Annotated in this window: 18 protein-coding genes; 3 read left to right on the forward strand and 15 right to left on the reverse strand. The window is 50.7% G+C overall.

Features of this window, described 5'->3' with window-relative positions; genetic code table 11:
• Positions 1 to 38 precede the first annotated feature (38 nt).
• From EYB31_RS09875 to EYB31_RS09890, 4 genes are read right to left on the reverse strand one after another with little or no spacing between them, the layout of a single operon-like run.
• On the reverse strand, positions 39 to 1,037 hold the full coding sequence (locus EYB31_RS09875; RefSeq protein WP_131013136.1) for a D-2-hydroxyacid dehydrogenase: 999 nt from the start codon (positions 1,035 to 1,037) through the stop codon (positions 39 to 41).
• Between the two features lie 43 nt (positions 1,038 to 1,080).
• Positions 1,081 to 1,956 (reverse strand): carbohydrate ABC transporter permease, encoded by an 876-nt coding sequence (locus EYB31_RS09880; RefSeq protein WP_131013137.1) that lies wholly within the window; start codon positions 1,954 to 1,956, stop codon positions 1,081 to 1,083.
• 33 nt (positions 1,957 to 1,989) lie between these two features.
• Positions 1,990 to 2,952, reverse strand: a complete 963-nt coding sequence (locus tag EYB31_RS09885; RefSeq protein ID WP_276322037.1) for an ABC transporter permease — start codon at positions 2,950 to 2,952, stop codon at positions 1,990 to 1,992.
• A gap of 41 nt (positions 2,953 to 2,993) precedes the next feature.
• Entirely contained in the window at positions 2,994 to 4,553 is a 1,560-nt protein-coding gene (locus EYB31_RS09890; RefSeq protein WP_131013138.1) for an extracellular solute-binding protein, read from the reverse strand.
• Positions 4,554 to 4,891: 338 nt separating this feature from the next.
• Between EYB31_RS09890 and EYB31_RS09895 the strand changes: the two genes are divergently transcribed.
• The gene (locus tag EYB31_RS09895) at positions 4,892 to 7,114 is read left to right on the forward strand and encodes a helix-turn-helix domain-containing protein (RefSeq protein WP_165452319.1); all 2,223 of its coding nucleotides are present in this window, start codon (positions 4,892 to 4,894) and stop codon (positions 7,112 to 7,114) included.
• 51 nt (positions 7,115 to 7,165) lie between these two features.
• Positions 7,166 to 7,939 (forward strand): fumarylacetoacetate hydrolase family protein, encoded by a 774-nt coding sequence (locus tag EYB31_RS09900; RefSeq protein ID WP_338119926.1) that lies wholly within the window; start codon positions 7,166 to 7,168, stop codon positions 7,937 to 7,939.
• A gap of 76 nt (positions 7,940 to 8,015) precedes the next feature.
• Here the strand turns inward: EYB31_RS09900 and EYB31_RS09905 are convergent, their stop codons facing one another.
• From EYB31_RS09905 to EYB31_RS09940, 8 genes are all read right to left on the reverse strand, one after another.
• A complete protein-coding gene (locus EYB31_RS09905; RefSeq protein WP_206105448.1) occupies positions 8,016 to 8,693 on the reverse strand; it encodes a cyclase family protein in 678 nt (225 codons plus the stop codon).
• Positions 8,694 to 8,746: 53 nt separating this feature from the next.
• Positions 8,747 to 9,544, reverse strand: coding sequence for an aldo/keto reductase (locus EYB31_RS09910; protein WP_131013140.1), 798 nt, complete (start codon positions 9,542 to 9,544; stop codon positions 8,747 to 8,749).
• A gap of 60 nt (positions 9,545 to 9,604) precedes the next feature.
• Positions 9,605 to 10,537 carry an aldo/keto reductase gene (locus EYB31_RS09915; RefSeq protein WP_131013141.1) on the reverse strand — a complete coding sequence of 311 codons (933 nt, stop codon included), beginning with the start codon at positions 10,535 to 10,537 and terminating at the stop codon, positions 9,605 to 9,607.
• Positions 10,538 to 10,662: 125 nt separating this feature from the next.
• On the reverse strand, positions 10,663 to 11,703 hold the full coding sequence (locus EYB31_RS09920; RefSeq protein WP_131013142.1) for an oxidoreductase: 1,041 nt from the start codon (positions 11,701 to 11,703) through the stop codon (positions 10,663 to 10,665).
• A gap of 100 nt (positions 11,704 to 11,803) precedes the next feature.
• The gene (locus EYB31_RS09925) at positions 11,804 to 12,904 is read right to left on the reverse strand and encodes a mandelate racemase/muconate lactonizing enzyme family protein (protein WP_131013143.1); all 1,101 of its coding nucleotides are present in this window, start codon (positions 12,902 to 12,904) and stop codon (positions 11,804 to 11,806) included.
• Between the two features lie 18 nt (positions 12,905 to 12,922).
• The gene (locus EYB31_RS09930) at positions 12,923 to 14,437 is read right to left on the reverse strand and encodes an ABC transporter substrate-binding protein (protein WP_131013144.1); all 1,515 of its coding nucleotides are present in this window, start codon (positions 14,435 to 14,437) and stop codon (positions 12,923 to 12,925) included.
• Positions 14,438 to 14,493: 56 nt separating this feature from the next.
• The gene (locus EYB31_RS09935) at positions 14,494 to 15,378 is read right to left on the reverse strand and encodes a carbohydrate ABC transporter permease (RefSeq protein ID WP_131013145.1); all 885 of its coding nucleotides are present in this window, start codon (positions 15,376 to 15,378) and stop codon (positions 14,494 to 14,496) included.
• Positions 15,379 to 15,390: 12 nt separating this feature from the next.
• Positions 15,391 to 16,323 (reverse strand): ABC transporter permease, encoded by a 933-nt coding sequence (locus EYB31_RS09940; protein WP_240762258.1) that lies wholly within the window; start codon positions 16,321 to 16,323, stop codon positions 15,391 to 15,393.
• A 367-nt stretch (positions 16,324 to 16,690) separates the two neighbouring features.
• Between EYB31_RS09940 and EYB31_RS09945 the strand changes: the two genes are divergently transcribed.
• Positions 16,691 to 16,930, forward strand: coding sequence for a hypothetical protein (locus tag EYB31_RS09945; RefSeq protein ID WP_131013146.1), 240 nt, complete (start codon positions 16,691 to 16,693; stop codon positions 16,928 to 16,930).
• 466 nt (positions 16,931 to 17,396) lie between these two features.
• Here EYB31_RS09945 and EYB31_RS09950 read toward each other — a convergent pair whose 3' ends face one another.
• The 3 genes from EYB31_RS09950 to EYB31_RS09960 form a co-directional block, all read right to left on the reverse strand.
• Positions 17,397 to 19,001: a response regulator gene (locus tag EYB31_RS09950; protein WP_131013147.1), complete on the reverse strand. Its 1,605-nt coding sequence runs from the start codon at positions 18,999 to 19,001 to the stop codon at positions 17,397 to 17,399.
• A complete protein-coding gene (locus EYB31_RS09955) occupies positions 18,986 to 20,713 on the reverse strand; it encodes a sensor histidine kinase (protein WP_131013148.1) in 1,728 nt (575 codons plus the stop codon). The genes EYB31_RS09950 and EYB31_RS09955 overlap by 16 nt, the downstream gene beginning before the upstream one ends.
• A gap of 285 nt (positions 20,714 to 20,998) precedes the next feature.
• Positions 20,999 to 24,154 (reverse strand): beta-galactosidase, encoded by a 3,156-nt coding sequence (locus tag EYB31_RS09960; RefSeq protein ID WP_131013149.1) that lies wholly within the window; start codon positions 24,152 to 24,154, stop codon positions 20,999 to 21,001.
• Between the last annotated feature and the right edge of the window lie 118 nt (positions 24,155 to 24,272).

The following is a 24,272-nucleotide window of genomic DNA, read 5'->3' on the forward strand; positions in this document are numbered from 1 at the left end:
CTCCCCGTTAAATGGTGTATCCGATATCGGTTCATACGTTATTTCGTGTATACGTCGTTTGGCACCAGCTCGTTGAGCAGCGGCCTGCCTTCCCGGTACCGCACGATATTGTCGCAAATGATATCCAGCGAACGGGCTGTAAGGTCGGGCATCTCCGGCGTGCAGTGCGGCGTGATGACCAGATTCGGCGCGTCCCACAGCGGATTGTCCGCGGGCAGCGGCTCCTGCGCAAATGTGTCCAGCCCCGCGCCGCCGATGATGCCTTGATGCAGCGCGTGAATAAGCGCTTGTTCGTCGATTACGAGGCCGCGTGCCATATTGATCAAGTAGGCGGTATTTTTCATCGCTTGAAGTTCGGCTTCGCCGATCAGATGATGGGTCTCGTCGGACAAGCGCACCGCGAGTACAACGACGTCGCTTTCACGCAGCAGTTCGTCGATCGTCTCTCCGCGGTCGGCGCAAAACAGCTTGTCAACCCCGGCCGGCGGCTCCGTAACGCTTCTGCGGTAACCCAGCACACGCATGCCAAACGCTTTGGCGCGGACGGCCAGCTCTTTGCCGGTAAAACCCATGCCGATAATGCCCATCGTTTTGCCGTACAGCCCTCTGCGCTCTTCATAACCCGGGATGCCTCTCCAGCGGTGTTCCTTTTGCGCGTCATGCAGCCCATGCGCGTCGTAAATGAGCGATAACGTCAGAAAGAAAATATGCTCGGCCAACACGGGGCCGGAACGTCCCGCCGATCCCGTCACTTGCAGCCCTCTCTCGAACACTTCGGGGCGGGCCGACTTGTTCAGCCCGGAGTGATCGCAATGAATCCAGCGCAGCTTAGGCGCAGCAAGGTACCGCTCATCCAGATCGCTTTGCAAAATAGCGACGTCTGCTTCCTCCAGCGCCTCGGCGATGCCGGCCGTGTCGTCTTTGCTGAGGTGAATGAAATGGACCTCGGGTCCAAATGCGTTCCTCAGCTTCTCCAAATGCCAGCCCGTATACGGCACCGTAGCTAGCACCGTACGAATGGTGTTTGCGTTGCTCATATTCCTATCTCCTCGTTTCATATATGATGTATGATGAAAAATGCTAACCTTTAATGGAACCCAACATGACGCCTTTGGCAAAATACTTTTGCAGGAACGGGTAGACGATCAAAATCGGCAGCATCGCCAGCACAATCGAAGCCATCCGGATCGTTTCGACCGGAGGAGCGGCATCGTTATCCAGCGTCTGGGCCACGCCGGAGGCGTCGCCTTCAATGACCAGCTGTTTAATGAGCAGCTGCAGCGTCCATTTTTTCGTATCGGAAATATAGATCAGCGCGCTGAAATACGTATTCCAATGCCCCACCGCAAAAAACAATGTAAAAGCGGCAATGGCGGGCAGCGACAGCGGAACAACGATCCGCCAAAATACCGCTAGGTCGGAGCAGCCGTCGATTTTCGCCGCCTCTTCCAATTCCGGGTGAATGGAGTCCATAAAACTTTTGACGACGACCAGACTCCAGGCATTCGTCAGACTTGGCCATATTAACGACCAGTAGGAATTGAGCAGCCCGACGTTTTTGACGACCAAATAATTGGGAATGACTCCGGCGTTAAAAAACAACGTGACAATGACGACACCCAGGAACAGGTTGCGGCCCGGAATCTTTTTCTTCGTTAAGCCGTAAGCCATTGTAAACGTAAACAACACGTTGAGCACAGTACCCACCACGGTAACGAATACCGTGCTGTTAAACGAGTTGATAAAGCTGTTTGTCGATAAAATGTAACGGTAAGAGTACAGCGACCATTTGTCGGGAAAAATATAAAACTTAAACGGCACGTACGAGCTCGGATCGGTAAACGAAATGCTGAGCACGTAAAAAAACGGAAACAAGCTGAATAAAGCGATGATTCCGAGCAAGCTGTAGTTTACATAGTCACCCGCGGTCATTTTTTTCGTATGCACGAAACTCATGGGTGTCCTCCTTTACAATGACTTTACGCAAAGTCAATAAATCCCCTCATGCCCCAGTTTTTTGACTACGTAATTGGAGCTCCACACAAGCACAAGACCGATGATGCCTTTAAACAGACCAACCGCGGTGCCGACGCTGACATCTCCTTGCAAAATCCCCAACGTATACGAATACGTGTCAAATACGTCGGCGACGTTATTAACCAGCGGATTCATCATCAGCAGCACCTGCTCGAAGCCGACGTCGGCCATGTTGCCAAGCCTCAAAATCAGCAAAATGACAATCGTCGGACGAATCGCGGGAAGCGTGATGTTCCATATTTGCTGAAAACGCGTCGCTCCATCCACAACGGCCGCTTCGTAACGCTGCGGATCGACCCCGGCGATGGAAGCGAGAAATATGATCGTGCCCCAGCCCGCTTCCTTCCAAACATTTTGTACGGTCAATATGCCCCAGAAATAATGCGGCGCAGACAAAAACGAGACGGCTTTAAATCCCAGCTTCACAAGCAGCTTGTTGAGCAGCCCCACATCAACGGACAACACAAAAAACGTCATACTTGCGATTACGACCCAAGACAAAAAATGCGGCATATATATGATCGACTGGTTGAGCTTCTTAAACAGTTCATGCCTGACCTCGTTAAGCATCAGCGCCAGCACGATCGGGATCGGAAAGAAAAAGACGAGATTGATCAAATTGATCGCCAGCGTATTCCGCAGCAACACATAAAAGTGGGGGTCTTTCAGTAAACCGGCGAAATTGGCCAGTCCCACCCACTCGCTGCCTGTGATCCCGGCAAACGGGCTGTACTTCTGAAAGGCGATGACGAGCATCCACATCGGAAAAATTTTAAACACGCAGAAGTAAAGGAAACCCGGCAAAATTAGCAAGTAAATGTACCGGCCTGCAACAATTTGTTTCAGCAGCCGATGTTTATCCGCATAAGGGGCAGCCGGGACTCCGAGCTCAAGCTGTTCCTTGGATTGCAGCACTTGTAAGCCTCCTTTCGGCTTGAATACTAGAGTCCCCGCTTTTATTTTCCAAAAAATTCCTTGTAGCTATCAGCAAACTCTTTATAAGCTTTTTTGAAGTCGGGGTTGCTGTTCAGCTTGTCGACATAAGCTTTGTATTCATCCATCGAAATTTGGCCGACAATCGCTTTAACTCCCATCGACTGCCATTCCTGCTGCACCTTCGGCCATACGTTCAGGAACGTGTCCGAGTTGATGACGGAGAACGGATCCAACGTGCCTTTTTCAAAATAACCGATGGAGTCCAAATAGTTGATTTTGGCATCGTTATATTCCTGCGGAGCCGCCCAGCTGACCGTCTTCATGTACTTGTCGTAATACAAGGCGAGCACCTGCCAAGGAGCGCTGGAGCCAAGATCTTTGTCGCGTTGTTCCGTCAGCTGAATCTTACCGTCGACTTTGTTGTAATGGATGCCCTCCACCCCGTACACCGTCAGATCGTAATATTCCTTGGTTGTCGTTTTTTCCATATAGTCCAAAATTTGTTTCACTTTTTCTTCCGGCACCTTTTTCGAGATCAGCATGATGTCAACCACGCCGGTTCCCCTGCTGATCGTGTAGCCGCCCGGCCCCTGCAGCATAATCGTTTCCACTTCCGCGTCAGGCTGCACTTTTTTGACCGATTGGGTAAACGGATAGTCCCAACGCATGCTTTCGTTTAAATAAGCGGCCGCTTTGCCGGTTTGGAACAGCTCTTGGGCCTGAGTTGATTTCATGACGGAAAACTCTTGAGCGAGGCTGCCGTCGGCGTAAAGCTGCCGGAAATAGTTGACCGTATCGGTAAACTGCGGCGTCAGCTTGTTGTAGATCAGCCCGCCTTCTTCATTGTACGTAGGTTTATCCGCACCGAAAGCGCTGGAGAAACCGCCCGTGCTCGTGCTGAGCAGATCGGTTTTGGCGATAATGCCCAGCGTGTCGTGTTTCCCGCCTCCGCTCAGATCGGCGGCGACGATTTTTTTCAGCGCGTCGCGGAATTCGTCGACGGTTTTGGGCATCGGCAGCCCTAATTTGGTCAGCCAGTCTTTGCGGATTTTCGGCCCGTTGGACACTTGGGCGACATTTTGCGGTATGCCGTAAATTTTGCCGAGAATCCGGCTTGTTTCCCAGGCGCCCGGAGCCGAGTTGTTTTTCAAGTTCGGGTATTTGCTGAAATCGCCGAGCAGCGGCGTCAAATCCCAAAATGCGCCGTTTTTGATCGCATTGACAAGTGCCGGGCTTTTTAAGTTGTTAGCCACCAGCACTTCCGGAATATTTCCCGAAGCGAGAATCAAGTTCAGCTTGGTCGTGTAGTCGCCGTCGGGAATCCATTCTACGTTCAGCTTGGTGTTGGTTCGCTTCTGATATTCCTTCCAATAAGCGTTGTTCATGTCCGGCACTTGATCGAACAAGCGGACCGTCATTTGAATTTCCAGCGGTTTGCCCGAACCGCCTGCAGCGGCTCCGCCCGAATTGGCCGCCGGAGCGCCTCCTCCGCATGCAGCCAGCAGAACGGCCGCAGCGCTCACACATGCGGTCGCTTGAAGCGGTTTACGCTTGATGCGCGTCGATAACTTCATCATCATCCAACATCCCCTTTTTAACGGATTGGTCTTGCTTGCTCCAAGCTTAAATGGCGGAACACAGGCACTCAATAGGCAATAATTATCCCGGCGGCGTTCCACCCGCGTTCCCCTGAAACATACCGACTCCGGACTAATTAGTCCGATCTTAACCTGCCGCGAACCGGCGGATGATAAACAGCCACACCATCCGACGGGCCTGTACGCGTTGTCCCGACAGCGCTTTTCCGGCAGGTTTAAAATTGACCATGACACGCCACTGTGCTGCTTTCGGATAATTTGTTAAGATGGTGTTGTCTCTATCTGTTAGTTATACTGCGCATGTCGGGGGTTGCCTGCGAATGAACAGCAACTATTTCTATCGTCTAATCTGGTTCGGCTGTCTTTCCGTATGTTTGCCCATCATTTTAGGTGGGGTCGTTTATTATCATTATGCCATGCAGCAAGGTATTTCTCGGTTTCAGGAAAACAGTCTCGTTTCGTTAAATATGATCGAGCAATTTACCGAAAAATCGATGCACGAGGTCGAAGATGATCTGCTGCAGTTGGCTCTCGAACCGGTCATCCTCGACACGTTCGCCATGCCGAATTACGGTAAAAATTATATATCTCAAGCGGACGTGCTGAATAAAATGGCGATCCAGAAATCAAAAAACAGCCTGATCGGCGATATCTACTATTATAGTGAAAACGCCAACATCATTTTATCCCATTCCATGGGCTTTCAAAAATTCGACACCTTCAAATATAAAAGCGATATCGAAGCGCTGCGCAAATTACACCTCGAAGGCCAATGGGTGTATTTGCCGGAATCGCAAAAAAGCGGATACCTGTCGTTTGCTCTAAAAATGCCTTCTCTGACGACGGAAGCAAGTCAGGGCCTATTGATGATTCAGCTGGAAGCTGGCCAACTGACCAAATATTACGACAGTCTGCTATCGCTAACCAAAAACCAGTCGATCTATGTGATCGACGACCAAAAGCGGCTGCTGCTGCAATCGCGCAAGCCGGACGGCCATGAGTCTGCGGGTATCAGCGAAAGCGTCGTCAGCCGCATCATGTCCGAAGAAAGCCGAAACAACTATTTTCAGATCGAAGGCCCGGATCAACAAAACAATTATTACTCTTACCTCAAATCGATGTCCGGCAACATTTATGTGTTTACCGTTCCTTATCAGGCCATTATCGGCGAATTAAGCTGGATCCGCTGGGTTTCCGTGGCGGCGGTGCTCATTTTCATCGGCGTCGGCGTGCTGCTAACGATAGTTAACTTGAAATGGGCCTACAATCCGATTGTCAAACTGATGGACAGTCTGGATGCCAAAGCGAGAAGTCTGAGCATCCGGGCCGAAACGTTAAGCGCGGAGCTGGCGCAATCGATTCCTCCGCTTATGGAACGTTTTTTGCAGCAATGGCTGGGCGGCAATTTCATCCAAAGCAGTGCATTGTACGATGAGTTTGCCAAGTACGGCATCCCGCTGGACCGCAACTACGCGGTGATACTCGTCAGGGCGGAAAACCGGTTGAAGGACCAGCGTTTCCGCAGTGAAGACAAGTCGGTCATTACGTTTGTGATCACCAATGTGATGACCGAGCTGCTTCGGGAACGGCACGCCTTGGAAGGATACGTGCTTCATGACGCGGACGGCCATGGCGTCGCTATCTTTCATTTCGACCGCAGCGTGCCCCCGGAAAAAGCGATTGCCGACACGACACGTTACGCGGAAACGGTAAGCCATTCGTTGTTGACCTACTTGAAGCTGCGCGTATCGATCGGCATTGGCCGGCCGTATACCCATATCGCCGATATTCGCATTTCTTACCGGGAGTCCAGGCAAGCGCTGCAGTATCGATTGTACAAAGATAAAGCGACGATATTTTATATCGCCGATCTGGAAGGACGCCAGAAACCCGATGCCTTCACCTATCCGCGGCAGACGGAGCTGCACATCTTGGAGGCGCTGAAAAAACGCGACAGCCGGTTGGCCTGCGAGGCGTTACACGAGTTCAACCAATCGTTAAAATCCTCTGACTCTTACAATATTATGTTTCAGGGACATTTTGTACTGCTGTCCTCCATTATTTCGTCCGTCGACCGCAAAGGCGAAGGCATCCCGGAAATTCTCGAATACGATCTGTTTGAGCAGTTGAGAGGAAAGGAAACGGCCGAGGAGATGTACGAATGGTTTGCACAATCGATGTTCCCGCTTTACGAGAAAATCATCGACGAAAACTACAATACCAGAGGAAAACTGATTATTAAGGAGGTGCAGGCTTATATTCAAAATCATGTTTCCAAAGACATCTCGCTGTCGGAATGTGCAGAAATGTTTCAAACAACCCCATCTTATTTAAGCCGTTTGTTTAAAAAAGAAGTCGGCATGACCTTTTTGGATTTTGTAACCGAATGCAAAATTAACGAAGCTAAAATATTGCTGATTGAAACCGACCGCAACATTAACGATATCGCTTACACGGTAGGTTATACGCACCGTAACTTTAACCGGATTTTTCAGCGTATCTTGAAAATGTCGCCTAGCGATTACCGGGCTGCCAACCGTTAGCTCGATTTCCCGGAAATGGATTAAACTTATTGCGTTTGTACGAGGAGGCATATGATGAAATTCGCAAGATTCAAACATAACTTAACGGGAACTGAAGCAGCCGCCTTCGTGACAGAAGAAGGACTGCATGTCATTCAAGGCGATATATTCGGCAGTTGGACGGAAGCCGGAGCCATATTTCCCTTTTCGGAAGTAACGCTGCTGCCTCCGCTGCGGCCGAACAGCATTATCGGCATCGGGGCCAATTATATTGCCGCCGGACAAACGAGGCCCGCGCGGCTGCCCGAAATCCCGCTGTTCTTTCATAAGCCGATATCTTCCCTGAACGGCCCGAATGACGAGATTCTGATTCCCCGCGGTTTGGACAAGCTCAATTTCGAATGCGAGCTGGCCGTCGTGATCGGCAAACAAGGGAAATATATCCCGGTGGAAAAAGCGCAGGAACATATATTCGGGTACACGATCGCCAACGATGTGTCCGCCGTTCAGCTGACTCATCCCGGCGGCCACTGGATGCTGGTCAAATCCGGGGATACGTTCACTCCGCTGGGACCTTATATCGAAACGGAGCTGGATCCGTACAGGCTGACGATTCAATCGAAGCTTAACTCCGAATTAAAGCAGAACAGTCCGACGGAACGGATCATATACCCTATTGCCGGTATTATCTCTTATTTATCCCAATTGTTGACGCTGCAGCCGGGCGATGTGATTTTGACCGGAACGCCGGAAGGGGCAGGCGAGATGCGGGCGGGCGATACAATCGAATGCTCGATTGCGGGAATCGGTTCCTTAAGCAACCGCGTCATCCAATCATTGTCCTAAAAATAAACCGGGGCTGTCGCGGGAGCAAATGTCTCTGCTCCCGCGACAGCCCCTTCCTTATGCCTATCAGTCCATATCAGTCAAACGCCATCGCAACGGCTCTTACCGGCGCACCGCCGAAGCCCTGCAATTTTAACGGGAATGCGCACAAATACCACCTTGGCTCGGAAAGCAGCTCTTCGGTCAAATACAGCTCTTCCAAAGGCCAAATTTCATTGGACAGCAAAATTTCATGAGGCGGGACCGCCTTTTCCGGCGCGCCCCAGCCCCCTATGCTTAATCCGTCAATTCCGACTCCCTTGACCTTGCGGTCGACAAGCCATTGCGCTCCTTCGCCGGACAAGTAAGGCCACTGGTTGTAATATTGCTTGGAATAACCTCTTATTTTGCCCCATCCCGTGCAGAGCAAGACGATATCGTCGGGACGAATTTTGTCTTTGTAAGGCTCCAGGTGCTCCACGCCAATCGGAGAATCGGCAGCGATGCCAAACAGGTCGATCGGCACCGCCTCTCCCTGAAACCGTTCAACCGGAATTTGCTCAATGGTTTTGCCATCCGGATAAAAGTGAAATGGAGCATCCAGATGAGTAGCCGTATGAACGTTCATCTGGAGCCGTTCCGCCGTATACCCGTCATTCGGATAAATCGCTTCATACCGCACATGAACCATCTCATAAGTCGGCCAACCCGGACAATTATGATATACAGGCTGAGATAAATCTATGATTTTGCGTATTTGCGGCATTTTTGGCATCCTATCATCCTCCACTATAAACATGACCCGCAATTTATCCGGGCAACCTGCTCTCAAGCCAAACGATCGATCCAACTGTTTAATCTGCGCTGATCTTCTTCGGAAAGCGCGCCGTGACGTTCCGCTTCCAAGTTGGCCAGAACCCAGTCCTTTTTACGCATCGAAACGATGACATGTCCGACCAGTTCCTGTGAAGCAACCCACCTGAGCAAAATTTCGGAAACCTCCGCCGTATTTTCGCCGATTTCATCCAGCTTGTATCCGCGTATAAAAGGCGACAGCGCAATAACTTCCATATTCATGCTCCGCGCCTGCTCGAACGTTTCCATAGCGGCCTGGTTAAAAGCATTATAGGGCGCCAATATGCAAGAAACCGGATGTCCCTCGGGAAGCAGCTGCAAATGCTCCGGCTTAACCATTCCCAGCGCGGCTTGCTTTACTTTTCCTTCCGCCATCCATTGCTTTGCCAGCCCCAGCTCGTATCGCAGTTTGTCCGCATCTTCATGCGTGTGAACGACCAATATATCGATATAATCCGTCTGCAATTCGGCCAGCATCGTATCAATATGATGCGGTTCGTAACGGGTTGGTTCCACCAAGTCGCGTTCTTTCCCGGGCTGCTTAAAAAAATTCCAGGCGACAATCCGCGCTTCGCCCCGCCGGTTCAGCTGCCGCAACACGTTTCCCAATGCAACGCGCTCCTGATAATAGGTTGTGTCGATTAGACTGATCCCCCGGTCAAGGCAAGCGGACACGATCGCGCATTGCTCCTCGAACGAAGCCTTCGGGTCGTTTCCCAACTGCTCGATAAATGAATGGCCTCCCAAGCCTAACTTGGATATGGTATTCATCCGCAATCCTCCTTATCTCCAAGCAATCCATGAACGGCAGCCGCCGTTGCTGCAATCCCTTTATTGCTTCCAGGCCTGCGGGTGATCGTCGCTCACAAGATCAAGCTCAATCGCCTTGGCGTTCATCTCCACCTGCTCCGGACTTTTGCAGCCGGGAATGACGCAGGTCACCGCAGGATGCTTCAAGCACCAGGCCAATGCCCATTCCGCCATGCCGACGCCGGCCGGCACCTCGTTTTGCATGATGTCCTGCACAGCCCGCAATCTTTGCTCGGATTGCTCTTTATCGCGGGACGACCGGACGTCGTTGTCCGGGAATACCGCTCCCGGTTTATATTTGCCGCTCAAGAAACCGCTGGCCAGCGGGACACGCGCCAGCACGCCGAGATCCTGCTTTTGACAAGAAGGAAATACCCGTGTCTCCGGAGTTTGATCCAGCCGGTTGTAGATGACCTGAATCGCCTTGGCGTTAATCTTGGTGGAAGCGTCCGTCTGATGCACGTTATCGTTGCTGCCGATGGAGATCCCGAGATTTCTCACCTTGCCGGCTTGAACCTGCTTATCCAAAGCCGTCCATAAATCGTCGTTATCGAATACCTCATCCGGCCCCGAATGGAATTGATACAAGTCGACGTAATCCGTTCGCAAAGACTTTAGCGACGAGTCCAGCTGTTTCAGCACTTCTTCCGCCGACCAATAGTTTTTCGAAGGATTTTGGCGGTCGTCGTGATTGTGGCCGAACTTGGTGGCGATGACCCAATCCGCCCTGTTTTTTCTGCGCTCGACGTAGCTGCCTATAAAGCTCTCCGATAGATGGTGCCCATAACATTCGGCCGTATCCAGCAAATTGATGCCCAGCTCATGCGCTTTGTCGAGGATGGCATCCACTTCGTCCTGAGTGTAATCTTTGCCCCACGCCCCGCCTAATTGCCACGTTCCGACGCCAACGACAGACACTTTCAATTCCGTTTTTCCGAGTCTGCGATATTTCATGGCCAACAACTCCTCTTTATCACATTTACGTATCTATTTAATTATAGAAGACCATGCCCATCCCAACAAGAAATGAAAAAAAGTTGTGTTAGTAACAATGAGGTAAGTCTCTCTTCTGACGTTTTTCAAAAATAAACCGTGTTATGTTCTTTGCTGCTTTTCATGGCCGCTTCAATGACCCGTATGACATGCAGCGCTTCTTCCGCCGTCACCGGGGCCGGCTGCCGATTGCGGATGGCTTCATACATACCGGTGTAATACGCTTCATAAGAACCCGGAATCGTCTCCACTTTTGTTTTTACGGCGGTGTCGCCTTCGCCAAACGTCAGCTCGCCGTACCATTCTTCACGGTCCATTCCCCAAAGCGGGGCGCCAGGCTTCAAGCCGCTCTTTAACGCATCCTCCTGCGAGTCCAATCCGTATTTGACGAAGCTTCCTTTGCTGCCGTGTATTTGAAAATGCGGACCGGGATTTTTCACAATCGAGCCGGAATGCAAAATAACCCGCATCCGTCCGTAGCCCAGCACGATATGAAAATAATCGTCAATGCTGGCCTCATGCCGTTGGGACAACACATCGGCGGTCACAAATTCCGGGAAACCGAACAAACAAAGCGCCTGATCGATCAAATGGGAACCCAGATCGTAAAGCACGCCCGATCCTTGCAAGCTTTGTTCCCGCCAGCGATCTCTCACTTCCGGACGGTACCGGTCATAATGCGCTTCATATGTATAAATGTCACCGAGCTTACCATGCTCGATCAAGCTCCTTATCGTCAAAAAATCGTTGTCCCATCGCCTGTTATGGTAGACGCTAATGATTTTGTTTTTTTGCTTGGCAAGCCGGATGAGCTCTTCGCCTTCCGCGCTTTCAATGACAAACGGCTTTTCGACAATCGTATGTTTACCGGCTTCCAGGGAGCGTTTAGCCAAATCATAATGCTGCAGATTCGGCGCTGCAATAACGACCAACTCGATGCCGGCGTCATTCAGCAATTGTTCCTCGTTGGCAACAACTTCAACGTGGGCCAAGTCTTTATGAACTTTGTCAGGGTCGGAGGAAACCACCTTAACGAGTTCAAAACCTTTCAGCGAACGGATAATAGGCGCATGAAATACGGAACCGGAAAGCCCGTATCCGATTAAACCGACTTTAATATTCCCCATAACTGGTCATCTCCTTGCGAATGAAAATATGATAATAACCGCGAATACGCAAAGGGCGGGCATAGCCCACCCTTCTAACGCCCTTCTGGCCGTTCCTATTCTAACCTATTCTGTATTTGGCAAGCTCCTCGTAATTCGGCTCCACGCCAAGACCCGGCAAATCGGGAGGGCTCACCGTCCCGTCGCTGCTCAGCTTTAACGTGTAGTTGTACACTTTCTCCCACATCGGGTCGAGTTGTACCGGATAATATTCCAGCAGCAGCCCGTTGGCAATAGCGGGCACCACGTGAATGTTCACATCTTGAAGCCCATGAGGCGCGATATCCAGATCATGCGCTTGGGCGAGCGCCGCCACCTTCATGAATTCGGTAAAACCGCCCAATATTTTCGGGTCCGCATTCAGAATCGGCACCGCCTTCTGAGCAATCAAGTCTCTGAAGCCGTAGCGGGTGTATTCATTTTCTCCCGTTGCAAGCGGTATGGAGGTTTTCGCAGCCAGTTTGGCCAGACCTTCGTAATCTTCTGCGGCCACTGGCTCTTCAAACCAGAACGGATCATATTCCTCGACCAGCCTGGCAAAACGGACGGCATCATAATAACGGTAAGCGCAATTGGCATCCAGTAAAATTTTGATTTCCGGTCCGACCGCTTCACGGACCGCTTTCACCCGCTTCGCGTCTTCATGGAGCGACAAAGCGCCGACTTTCATCTTGACGGCTCTCGCTCCCCAGGAAACATACTGCAGCATTTCGTCCTGCAGCTCCTTAAGCCCTTTGCCTTCTTCATAATATCCGCCCGCAATGTAGGCCGGCACGCTGTCGCGGTAACCGCCAAGCAGCTTATACAGCGGTATTCCCGTTACTTTGCCTTTCAAATCCCATAAACCGATATCGATAGCGCTGATGACACGGGTCGTCAGCCCCCTGCGGCCGACCAGCTTGGGCACCCACATTTTATGCCACAGCCGTTCCACATTGATCGGGTCCTCCCCAATCAGCTGCGGCTTCAAATATTCGGCGATGGCCTTGAAAATATCGTGGTCGTTGCCAATCGCTTCGCCAAGTCCTATACCTGTGATGCCCTCATCCGTTTCTATTTTAACCATAGCCAGCCTGACATTGGAATATGTGTGCTTGCCGTTCGTAATCGGTCTTGGCCGGGGCCAAGCGTAATTTTCCGTTTTGACATCAACGATTTTCATAACATTGTCTCCCCGTTTTTATTTGGCGCTTTTCGCCCATTCATCCAGCTGTTTTTGCTTCTCGCCAACAACCTTATCGATGCCCGCAGACTTCAACGCTGCAATAAATTTAGGCAAATTGACGTCAGGGTCCACCGTGCCTGTTTCGAGTCCCATCTTATATTGGTTGACGACATTTGTTAAAGCGGCAATTTCCGTTTTTACCGGATCTGTGTTGAAAGTGAAACCTAATGCTTTCGACTTTTTGGCTTCCTTATTAAATTTGGTCATTTTTGTCCAAGTTTCCGGATCTTCGTTGGCCCACAGATAAGATAACGACTGATTTCCGAGCATCCAGCCCTGCCGCAAGTTGTACCCGCTGCTGGCGGCATCCACTCCCGACGGGAAGTCAATCGTATTTTCCGATTTCTTCACATAATGCTTGCCTTCAATACCCCAATCGATCAAGTTGATGAGCTGCTTATCCGAATACATCAAGTTCATCAGCATCATGGCGCGCTCGGGATTTTTCGAATTTTTCGGAATGGAGAACATCGTATTCGTAATGCTGTACGTGTTGGATAAAGTAGGCGACAGCTGAATCAGGGTCATCGGTTTGCCTGTCAGTTGGCTGATAATGACGTCGTTGCCCGGCTTGCCTTTGATCATCGCCGCAAATCCTTTGTTCGCCTTGATTAAATCGTATCCGCCTTCTTTGCTGGTTGCGGCATCCTTGGAGATGTATCCGGCTTGATACCATCTTCTTACCGTTTTTAAATAATCGGCATACAGCGGTGTTTCATACAAATTGACAACCTTTAAGTCGTCAACGTCGACAAGCACGCCTAATCCTTCGCCCAATGAATCGACAGATGCATTGACTTGCAAGTCCAATGTTGAAGTTCCCGCCACTTGCGGGCCGACCAATGTCAGATTGGGCTCGTTTTCCTTAATGGTTTTGAATACGGGATCGAGATCGTTTAACGTCTTGATTTTGCTGACGTCGATTTTGTATTTCTCAAGCAGGTCCGTGCGCAGCACGATGCCGGCAAACGAAGCGAAATCCCTGACCGTCGGCACGCCGTAAGTTTGCCCTTTGATTTTGGTGGCGGAAAGAATATCCGGTTCAATGGACTTGAGAATGTCTTGTCCGTATTTTTTTAATAAATCGTCAAGCGGCAACACCTGCCCTTTGGCGACCTGCGAGCTGTAGGTGGCCGCTTTGGTGTAAATCAGGTCCACTTTTTCATTGCCCGACAGCAGAAGGGTCGCTTGCTGATCCCACGCCGCCGAATCAATCGCCGTCAGTTTGACGGTTGCATTGATTTTTTGCTTCGTAATTTTGCTCATTTCTTCAGCGATCAAGTTTAAATCCTTTTGGCTTGCTCCTCTAAATACCCACGAAATTTCATATGGCTGCAGCTCGCTGCCGCTTTTTTCAGCGCTATTTTGCTTGACCGGTGCATTGTCCGCTGTCTTACCGCAGCCTGCCAGCAGCAGACTTGCTGCCAGTACGGGCGCCAGCGCCATTTTCAAGTTCCTTTTGTAGTTCATGATAGGACCTCCTGCATATTTTTTTATGCTAAATCAGTAGGGGGACTGAACATAGCTTACCCTTTAACGGCTCCAACCGTAAGACCCTTGACAAAATATTTCTGAAAAAACGGATAGGTGAGCAGGATCGGCACAACACCCATTACCGCAATGGCCATGCGGACTCCTTCGCTCGGAAGCGCAGCGGCCTGCTCCATCTGGTTCGAATCGTTGGCGTTGTTTTTCAAATATTGAATGTCCAGCAAAATCCGGTTCAGCAAGTTTTGAATGCTGTAATATTTGCTATCGGTAATATAAATCAAACCGTTAAACCAATCGTTCCAATAAGCGATCGTTTGAAACAAACCGACGGTCGCCAGCACGGGCAGCGATAAAGGCAGCACGATCTGATAAAAAATCCGGAATTCTCCGGCCCCGTCCATATAAGCCGATTCAATGACAGGAACCGGGATCGAGGTGGCAAAAAACGTTCGCATCAAGATGACGTAAAATGCATTTAACAGCAAGCTCGGTATAATAAGCGCAAACAATGAATTTTTAATATCGAAAATATGCGTGTACACCAAGTAGGTCGGCACCAACCCCCCGTTAAACAGCATGGTGAAAAAAACGAAAAACGATAACAGGTTGCGAAGCGGCATATCTTTTCTTGAAATCGGATAAGCCAGCAACGAAATGATCGTCAGGCTGACCAGGGTCCCTATAATCGTAACCAGAACGGATACGCCATAAGCGTGAACGATTTTCATCGAATCCCTGAACAAATATTGATACGCTTCCATGCTGATTTTGCTCGGAAATAACGAATATCCGTGCTGTATAATCGATTGTTCGTCCGTAATGGAAGATGTAAACAAAATCAGGAACGGGATCAGACATAAACACGTAATAAGCACGAAAATCAGATGAATGAACAGCTGCGCCGAACGATTTGTTTTCATTGTCTTCTCTCCTTAAAACAAAGCGTTATCCCGATTTATTTTTCTTACCACAAAATTGGACAGGAGCACCAGAATAAAACCAACGACGGATTGATAAAGCCCTGCTGCGGAGGACATGCCGATATCGCCGTTTTTCAGCAACGCGCGGTACACGTACGTATCGATGACATTGGTCGTAGGCTGCAGCATCCCCGAATCAAGCGGCACCTGATAAAACAAACCGAAGTCCGAATGAAAAATGCGGCCGATCTGCAGCAAAGTCATAATGACAATAACGGGAGTGATAAGCGGAATCGTCACGCTGAAAATCTGCTGTATTTTGCCGGCCCCGTCAATTGTGGCTGCCTCATAATATTCGTGATCGATGCCGAGAACGGCGGCCAAATAGATGACGCATAAATATCCGACATGCTTCCAGATTTGCACCACTGTCAGGATATAAGGCCAATACTTCGGCTCGTTGTACCACATCATTTCGTCCAAACCAAGCAAAGGCAGAATGCTTTTGTTAATGAAACCGTGTTCCATGCTGAGCAGCGAAAACACCAGGTAACCGACAATAACCGAGGAGATCAAATACGGCAGCAATATGACGCTTTGATAAAATCTGGAATATAATCTGCTTTTCAGCTCATTGAGCAAAATGGCGAGCGCTACGGCAATCACCAAATTCAGCGCGATAAAAGCGATATTATACAGGATTGTATTTCTTGTGATGATATAGGCATCATCGGTTTTAAACAAATATTCGAAGTTTTTCAGCCCGATCCAATCGCTGGCGATAATCCCCTTGGAAAAATTGATGTCCTTGAAAGCAATGACCAAACCCAGCATTGGCAAGTAATTGTTGATAAGCAAATAGATGACGCCGGGCAATACCATAAGATACAGTGTTTTGTATCTTTTCAGCTTATGCCAGCTTGTCCTGTTGATCTGTGATGCCATGGCGTTTCTCCTTTCCGTATGTGTTAACCCTAGTGTAAAGGATCCGCATCGCCGCACCCACTATAATTCTGACCTCTTGATGATACTATTCTGACATAAATCGCCCCCTCAATCCCCCACCGGGGGACCCCCGGGCGTTGGCACCCCGGGACCCCGCCAGCTTCGGAGCGGCTTTGTGCCTCGGGCTCGCGCATTGCACGCCCCGCCATCGCTGCGCTTGGCTTTGGCGTGCTGCGGCTTACTGCGGCGCGGGGACGCGGGGAGCGACTGCTTGCCTCGGGCCCGCGCATTGCACGCCTTGCCATCGCTGCGCTTGGCTTTGGCGTGCTGCGGCTTACTGCGGCGCGATGACGCGGGGGGCGACTGCTTGCCTCGGGCTCGCGCATTGCACGCCTTGCCATCGCTGCGCTTGGCTTTGGCATGCTGCGGGCTTACTGCGGCGCGGAGACGCGGGGAGCGACTGCTTGCCTCAGGCTCGCGCACTGCACGCCTTGCCATCGCTGCGCTTGGCTTTGGCGTGCTGCGGCTTACTGCGGCGCGAGGACGCGGGGGGCGGCCCAATATTGTCAAGTTAAGCGGGTATGACCTTGCGAGAAAAGCCGGATAGGCTCGGAAGCAACATTTAATTGCATTTCCGCAACTAAACTCGGTTTCCAGCTTGTTTTTCTGGAATTAATTGCGCTCAAGCAACTAAATGAGCTGTTTCTCAGGAAATCCGGTAAAATCGCGCTATTAGTTGCTTTCACGCACTTAAATGGCTCCAATCGCTCCATCTGCCCGAATTAATTGCGTTCCAGCAACTAATTCCTATTAAGCCGCCATACCCGAGCCATTTTCATCATTAATGGTAACCTGGCAATATTGGAGTGCAGCCTTAAGTGCCTCGAACTCACGTTTGTCCCGCCTGCTTTTCGCTTCGCTTAAGCTCAGCGCGGCACGCTTTACTACGGCGTGATGCCGTAGATGCCGTACAGCGGACCTTGTACCTCAGGCTCTTACTTCACCGTATCTTTGCGTTTACGCAAACAAAAAAACGTTCCGTGACAAAACGGAACGTTTACAGGTGAAGCGGGTTATTGGGGCGTTTCCCGGAACGCCTGCGGGCTTTTTTGGGTCGCTTTTTTAAACATTTTCGCGAAATAGGAAAAGTTCGTGTATCCTACGCTGACCGCCACTTCGCTCACCGACATGTTTGTTTTGGCCAGCAGTTGTTTGGCGATTTCGATTCTTTCTTCGAAAATATAATCGACGATCGACTTTCCCGTTTCCTTCTTAAACATTCGGGACAAGTAGTCCGGGTGCAGATGGATATGCTTGACGATATCGTCCCGCGACACATTTTGATCCAGGTTCTGTTTGATATACAACTTGACTTTATCGACCACTGATTGCGTTTCTTCCGCCGAGCGGGTATGGGCGAACGTTTTTTGCAGCGAATCCTGTACCCAGCCTTGCAGCTCGGTAACGGACCGGATCGCGGCAGCGATGCGTTCAGGGGACATGTTCTCGGCTAAAACTTGATGGGCCTGCAAACCTTTGATTTGGATAAAATGATACAAAATTTGCAAAAAGCTCTGGCAAAATTCCTGCAGCATTCGGGCGTCCAATCCCTCCAGCTGCTTCCAGGAGTTCAAATAGTTTTCCGTTTCGGTAAAAATCGCTTGTTCGGCGCCTTGCTTTAACAACTCCAACCATCCGTTCATTTGGATCAGATCGATATGCCCGTAACTGCGGGCATTCGCTTTTAAGAATAACACCTTGTTGTTTTGCGTGACGTTATTTTTTTCCATCCCAAGCAAAGCTTCATACCGGTCAACCATTTCCCACAAAAATCCCGGAGTGCCGATATAACAGGAAAGATCGCAATAAAAATATCGGTGGCATGAGGCGATATACGATTCGCAGTGCCGCTGCAATTGCTCTATGTCAATGGCATTTGGGCCGCCGGCTGCCAGTTGAACGATCAGAGCGCCTTTTCTCGTCTGCACAATCTGACCATGCGGGTAATGTTTTAAAATTAGATCTTCGGCGGCGTTCCGCAGGGCGTATTCCATAATTTTCTCATCGCGTAAGGTGAACTCTTTGTGCCAGCGCTGCACGTTGATCAAAATCGGCAAAAACGGATCGTCCTCCCGGTAAGGAATGTTTTGCTGCAGCAAAGCTTCACGGATTTGCTGCATCTTGGAAGGGATCGTTTGGTTCAGCAGGTCCTGCCAAAACCGCTCGATCAGGATCGGCTGGTGCATCGACCATAACTTGAAATAATGGCTGTACGTTTCGTTAAACGCAAGCTGCTCCCGTTTTTCCCGGATTCGGTCGATCGCTTTTTGCAGCACGTCCTCCAACTCGCTGTACCTTACGGGTTTTAACATGTAATCCACGCTGCCTAACTGGAGCGCTTTCTTGGCATAGGAAAAATCGGAATGACAAGTTAAAAATACGGTTTCCGTCGAGCGAAATTGCTCCCTCACCCAAGTTAACAAATCCAGCCCGTTCCCCTGGGGCATCTCAATATCGCATATCATCAAATCGATCTCGTGATTGGCGAACACTTCTTTCGCCTGCTTGGCGCTGTAAGCCACATAAACCTCGGAAATGGACAGCTTCGCCCAATCGACACCGGATTGAACTGCGCTGACCGCATGAATTTCGTCGTCGACAATCAGTAATCGATACATGGCGCATTCTCCCCCTGCTCACTTTCTTCATAACATAAAGGCAACTGAATTTCCACCGTGGCTCCTCCAGCCGGGCCGTTGGAAATCAACAGCTTCGCTTTATCCTGATACAACAATCGCAATCTGTGTCTGGCATTCCAAATGCCGATATGTTCTCCGCTTTCGCCGAGCATCCCGTTCTCACGCTGCAGGGCTTGCAGCACGTGCTCGGGAAATCCTTCCCCCGTGTCCGAAATGACGATCCTTACCGTCTCCGGGTCGGTCTCCATCAGCTGCATATCCACTTTAAGCTCAATTTGCTCCTCCATGCTGACCGCATGTTTGATCGTATTTTCCACAAAGGTTTGGATCATCAACGGCGGTACCAAAACGTCCAGCAGCGGCTCGGCCGCATTCAATTCGAAGGTGAAGTTCTGCGGAAACCTCATCGCCTGAATGCGTAAATAATTGCGGGTGTGCGCGTATTCATCTTTTAACGTAACGAATTTAAGATTGCTTTGAAACATGAACCGGATGTATTGAACCAGACTTAGCGACATTTCCTGAATCAGCTCGAAATTTTTCAGCTGGGCGAGGCTGTATATAATGTTCAACGAATTTAAAAAGAAGTGGGGATTGATCTGCAGCTGCAAATGCTTGAGCTCCGCCTTCTGGCTCGTTAATTGCTCCTCGTAAACGCTTATTTTCAACTGCCTGATTTGTGCGACCATGTTGTTGAACGTATCGTTCATCAGCTCAAATTCGTATGAGGTCGGGTACTGCGTTATCCTGTCCTCTAAATAACCGTCGCGAATTCTTCTCATCACCACGACAATACGATTGATCGGAAGCAGGATCACCTTTCTTAAAAAAGTGTAGAAAGCAGGCAATACGAGAAAAGCTCCGATAATAATGAGCGTCGTCACCCTTTGAAGATCCGGAAGCCGCTCCAAAATGGTGCTGTCCGGAACAAGAACGAGCAGTGAAAAATCGCCCTTGCGAGATTTTTCGCTGACGTGCAAATATTCGTTTGTTTTCTCTGTCGGGTTGAGAATGTCCAACTTATCCATCGGCTCGGCCTGGTCCGTGACAAGCACCGATTTCCCCGCTTGGCCCAACTCGATTAAATTCAGCGGGATCATTAGTTTCGACGGCCGAACCCAACCGCCGATATACACATTCCCGGTCTTCATAATATGGCACAAGTAATAATCGCCGTTCAGCTTATATACAAACCAGTTGTCGTCAAAATGCATATCCGGCGTGTCGCGCAGCAGCCTCACGATGCCGTCTTGGATGCTTCTCCGCTGATCGTAAGTTTCACCCGGTATTCTGGTCGACACAAACTCGTCATTAACGGCTGAATAAAAGAAAAACATGTCGATGGACTTGTAATTGTTCATGTCCGTTTCCAGTTTGTTGGCCAACCGTATTTTCGCAAAAAAATACTGGTCGTAGTTATCGTTTTCGGAAAGCTCTAGACTGAGCAAATCGCTTTCCAGCGCCGCCAAATTATACAAATATTTATCGACTTCCTCCAAATTCCGGTCGATCTGATCCATGTATAAGGTGACCAGACTTTTGTAGGAGTGAGCTACCTGATTGCGGACTACTTTGATTGCATAATAGTTGTTATAGATTAATAGACCGATCAGAGGCACGATAATAACGAGAAATCCGATAACAAGTTTAACCCGGATCGATTTGAACGGAATCCTGCTGAGATATCTCATGTCCTTATAAGCTCCCCTCCGCTAATGGCGGCTTCTTCTCTTCATCATTATACATAATCAGACGATGAGGACAATAAAAGTCTCATTCGAAATCAAGCGGAGCCGGCAATAAAATCCGTTGGCTGCATCTATAATAACCGCTCGATACACGGCGGCGGCAAAACAAATCGGCCCCGATGCCGGTTCAGGCAACAGGGCCGAAATGATATGGAACACTCCAAACAAACCCAAGGCGCTTGCTGTGAAGCGACTCCGCCGGTAATTCCTCCAGACTATTTCCCCGGGCTATTTCTCTATCCTGATCTCCACTTCATGCGGGCGATATACAGCTCGGATGGCGCCGTCCGCTTCCGTCGCAAACAAAACCGAACGTTCGCTTTCCAACTGGAACAAATACGTCCTCCCGGTTTGCGGATCGCGCACTGAGATGGCCGCCGGATATCCGGCTTCCGAAACAAAAACAAACAGCGAGCCGTGAGCGAACGCCAACTTTCGGCCGTAAACGCCGGCCAGCTCGCCGCCTTGCAGCCATTCCAGCTCGCCGGCAGCACCCGCCGCTTGCAAGGCATACTCGTAAACGGCGCGGATCGTTTCCGTCCTGCCGTTCAGCTCTACGGGCAGAGGGCACCAGATCAGCTTGCCTTGGCCGATTTGCGCCTCTGCCAGTCGGTCCGGGAGGGCGGCATCGCTGCCAAGGACAAGCTGCTTGCACGCATCGGCAATCCGGGAGCCGCCAAACGATAAGGGCAGCAGCTTGCCGGACACTTCGAGTAGTTCCTCGCGCAGCAGATTCGTTACCGGCCCGGCCTGCAGTTCCCGTGAGAGCCTGCCCGCCGGGCGCCAATACTCGTCCAGGCCGACCGGACCGGTAAACAGCAAGGTTCCGCCGTGCTCTTTAAGGTGCTCCAGCAGCCGCTGCAGCGCAGCTTCGCTAAAGTTGTGGGCGCTTGGCACGATCATAAGCCGTGGCTTGTCGGTGGCCAGCGAATCCAGATGGTATTCGCCGAGCCCTCTCGGATGCGCGTTCATCTCGTACGCCAGCGTCCGAACGGCGCGGGTGGTCCCATCCCAGGCTAGCGGACGGCTGGAAAAATCGTTTGAATACGGGAATATAACAACCGTCTCTTCCAGCCGCCTGCCTGTAAACAAATCGCGGATACTCTCCATAAACATCCCGAAGTCGTACGATACATCCGCTTCCGGTTTCTCGGTACCGTCAGCGCGAAGCGCGCCGATATTGGATTCGTTGACATTGTTCATGTAAAAGTTGGTGTTCCAAATCCACTGTACAGCTCCCGCTCCGCCGGTCGAGAAAGCATAAGCGTATTTGCGCTCCAAAATATTGCGCAGCTCATGCTCGCTCCGCTTCGCCCGGCCGTCCGGCGTTTCCACATACATGATGCCCGTTTCCTGAATCACATTTGGTTTGTCCGGGGTTTTGGCGAATACGCCGTCCCATACGAGGTCGTCCATTTTCCACCATGAATGCACCGTTGTATAATCCACCGCTTCGGCGTAAAAAAACGGCGACGGACGCTGCGCGCCGAGCCCTTCGTCTTGACCGACGGTTACGAGCTGCGCGGGTTGAATATCGCGGATCGTCTCGATCAGCTGCGAGGCCCACCGGTTGTGCATCTCCATGGAAAACAACGTGTAGTCCAGCCACATGCCGCTTTTCTTGGCGAGCGATTCGGTCGTATTAAACCCGATGTCTTCCGGTTCGGGCAGCTTTGCCGCCGCGAAACCCGGCAGTTCATCCGGCGTCATGTTCCAACGCTCCTGCAATACGCGAATGGAGCGGTGTCGCTGCCGCAAAAATTCAATAAACGCCTCACGTTCAAAGTGGTCATGGCTCGAACGCGGTCCTTTTTTGAAAATACGCTGCGGATCAAACATCGAAGGTTCGTTAATCAGGTCCCAATGCACATTGGTCGTTTCCGCATGACGCGAAACGACGGCCGCGATAAAACGCTTCTGCGCCTCCACGCTGCGCGGGTCCAAATAAGGATTTGTCCCTTCCCATGCCTCCGGCGTAAAAGCGAAAAAATTGAAAGTGACTTCAAGACCGTGCCGTTTCGCCGTCAAAATAAACGCATCGACCGCGCGCAGCACTTCCTCGTAGGCATGCCCGTCGACAAACATCACATGACGCCATCCGGTCCAAATGCCGGTGCGGATCAAATTAATGCCGGCCCGTTTCATCTGGGCCATATCCCGGTCCCAGACGGCCGCATTCGGCAAAAACAAATATTTGCGTGCCACGTCGCTTGTCATATATGTCATGCCGACAATCGGGAACGGCTTGCCTTCTTTGCGGAAATAATCGCGGTCGCAGGTGAGCAGTTCGCCTTCCCGCAGCAGTCCGCCGTCAAATCCCCAGAAGCCTTGGCGCAAAATACGGATTTCCCCTTCAGCCGAGACGGCTTCACATTCAGCGGCGTAAAACCCGGCTTCTACGGCAGCAGCCATTTGTATTTTGGTAAATTTCAACTCTCTGCCAACTGCCAGATTCAGCTCGGCTGCATAGACCTGTTCAAAAGCTTCGCCGTCATAAACAAACGTTGGCTGCGGCTCGCCGCAAACCGGCGCTTTCGCTTTCAGCACGCGAAGGCGAAACGTCCATTCGGCGTTTAGCTTGCTGTCGCCGCATATACGTTGTGCTTGCACCGTCAGAGACGCTTTATCTCCGGGCTCGTAAGAAGCGTAGTTCGGTTTAAACCACAGCTCCGTTACGCCACGGCTTGCAAATACCGCCCATTGCACCAGCGCCTCGGCTCCGCCGCCCTGCCAGAAAAGCGCTTCGATCTGCTGGTTGATGAAAATCCAGCGGCCTCCTGCGTAATCCCCCTTGGTGTTTTCCAGCAGGACGGCCGGTGCAGCAAGCTCGCGTTTCAGCGGCCCGCTGCCGATGCCTTTAAGCAGCGGATAGATGTGAGCGTCCATCGGTCCGGCCGAACCGAGCTGGCCCGGCTGATCGTCCGCCCGGGTGACATGCAACACGAGGCCGCAGGTCGGCTTTATCGTAAACAGCGCTTCCCGGCCTCGGAACAAAGGAATGTCCCGATTGCATTCAAGCGTACGGATTGGCGCCGGGTCTACGGGCAGCGCTTCGTGAATGTGCAGCTGCTGGTGATAGCCGGTTTGATCGGGCTCGCACACCCAACTCCCGTTATCCGAATAGACAGGTGTTTTGAAGGGCGCTCCGCCTAACGTCACCAATCCCTTGCCGCTGCGCAAATGGGAAAGGACGGCAGGCCATGCCGTTTTCGGAAAATAGGAGCCATGCAGATGAACCAACACATCCGCTTTCTCGAGCGCGCCTGCAAGCTCATCGGCGTTCGCCAACGCGCAGCGCTTGCTTAACGCTTCCAGCACGCTGTCGTTGGGCCGCTCGCCGGCATAAGGGAAACTTGGATCATAAAATACGACAATACGGCTCATCGCTATCATCCTCTCGCATAACTAACATTTTATATTTGTTAGCATAAAATTATCATCAAATATATCATTTTTCAATAACAAATATTCAAAACCAACAAAGACGTCATATTAAAACAAA

Origin of the sequence: Paenibacillus thalictri (assembly GCF_004307995.1) — a bacterium.
Classification (GTDB): Bacteria; Bacillota; Bacilli; order Paenibacillales; family NBRC-103111; genus Paenibacillus_AF; species Paenibacillus_AF thalictri.

What these genes read in the sequence shown, in the direction of transcription:
- EYB31_RS09950 (WP_131013147.1), bottom strand. Translation starts at nt 19,001, where the DNA reads ATGTATCGATTACTGATTGTCGACGACGAAATTCATGCGGTCAGCGCA.
- EYB31_RS09920 (WP_131013142.1), bottom strand. Translation starts at nt 11,703, where the DNA reads ATGGGGAATATTAAAGTCGGTTTAATCGGATACGGGCTTTCCGGTTCC.
- EYB31_RS09960 (WP_131013149.1), bottom strand. Translation starts at nt 24,154, where the DNA reads ATGAGCCGTATTGTCGTATTTTATGATCCAAGTTTCCCTTATGCCGGC.
- EYB31_RS09895 (WP_165452319.1), top strand. Translation starts at nt 4,892, where the DNA reads ATGAACAGCAACTATTTCTATCGTCTAATCTGGTTCGGCTGTCTTTCC.
- EYB31_RS09930 (WP_131013144.1), bottom strand. Translation starts at nt 14,437, where the DNA reads ATGAACTACAAAAGGAACTTGAAAATGGCGCTGGCGCCCGTACTGGCA.
- EYB31_RS09890 (WP_131013138.1), bottom strand. Translation starts at nt 4,553, where the DNA reads ATGATGATGAAGTTATCGACGCGCATCAAGCGTAAACCGCTTCAAGCG.
- EYB31_RS09900 (WP_338119926.1), top strand. Translation starts at nt 7,166, where the DNA reads ATGATGAAATTCGCAAGATTCAAACATAACTTAACGGGAACTGAAGCA.
- EYB31_RS09880 (WP_131013137.1), bottom strand. Translation starts at nt 1,956, where the DNA reads ATGAGTTTCGTGCATACGAAAAAAATGACCGCGGGTGACTATGTAAAC.
- EYB31_RS09905 (WP_206105448.1), bottom strand. Translation starts at nt 8,693, where the DNA reads ATGCCAAAAATGCCGCAAATACGCAAAATCATAGATTTATCTCAGCCT.
- EYB31_RS09875 (WP_131013136.1), bottom strand. Translation starts at nt 1,037, where the DNA reads ATGAGCAACGCAAACACCATTCGTACGGTGCTAGCTACGGTGCCGTAT.
- EYB31_RS09940 (WP_240762258.1), bottom strand. Translation starts at nt 16,323, where the DNA reads ATGGCATCACAGATCAACAGGACAAGCTGGCATAAGCTGAAAAGATAC.
- EYB31_RS09955 (WP_131013148.1), bottom strand. Translation starts at nt 20,713, where the DNA reads ATGAGATATCTCAGCAGGATTCCGTTCAAATCGATCCGGGTTAAACTT.
- EYB31_RS09925 (WP_131013143.1), bottom strand. Translation starts at nt 12,904, where the DNA reads ATGAAAATCGTTGATGTCAAAACGGAAAATTACGCTTGGCCCCGGCCA.
- EYB31_RS09915 (WP_131013141.1), bottom strand. Translation starts at nt 10,537, where the DNA reads ATGAAATATCGCAGACTCGGAAAAACGGAATTGAAAGTGTCTGTCGTT.
- EYB31_RS09935 (WP_131013145.1), bottom strand. Translation starts at nt 15,378, where the DNA reads ATGAAAACAAATCGTTCGGCGCAGCTGTTCATTCATCTGATTTTCGTG.
- EYB31_RS09910 (WP_131013140.1), bottom strand. Translation starts at nt 9,544, where the DNA reads ATGAATACCATATCCAAGTTAGGCTTGGGAGGCCATTCATTTATCGAG.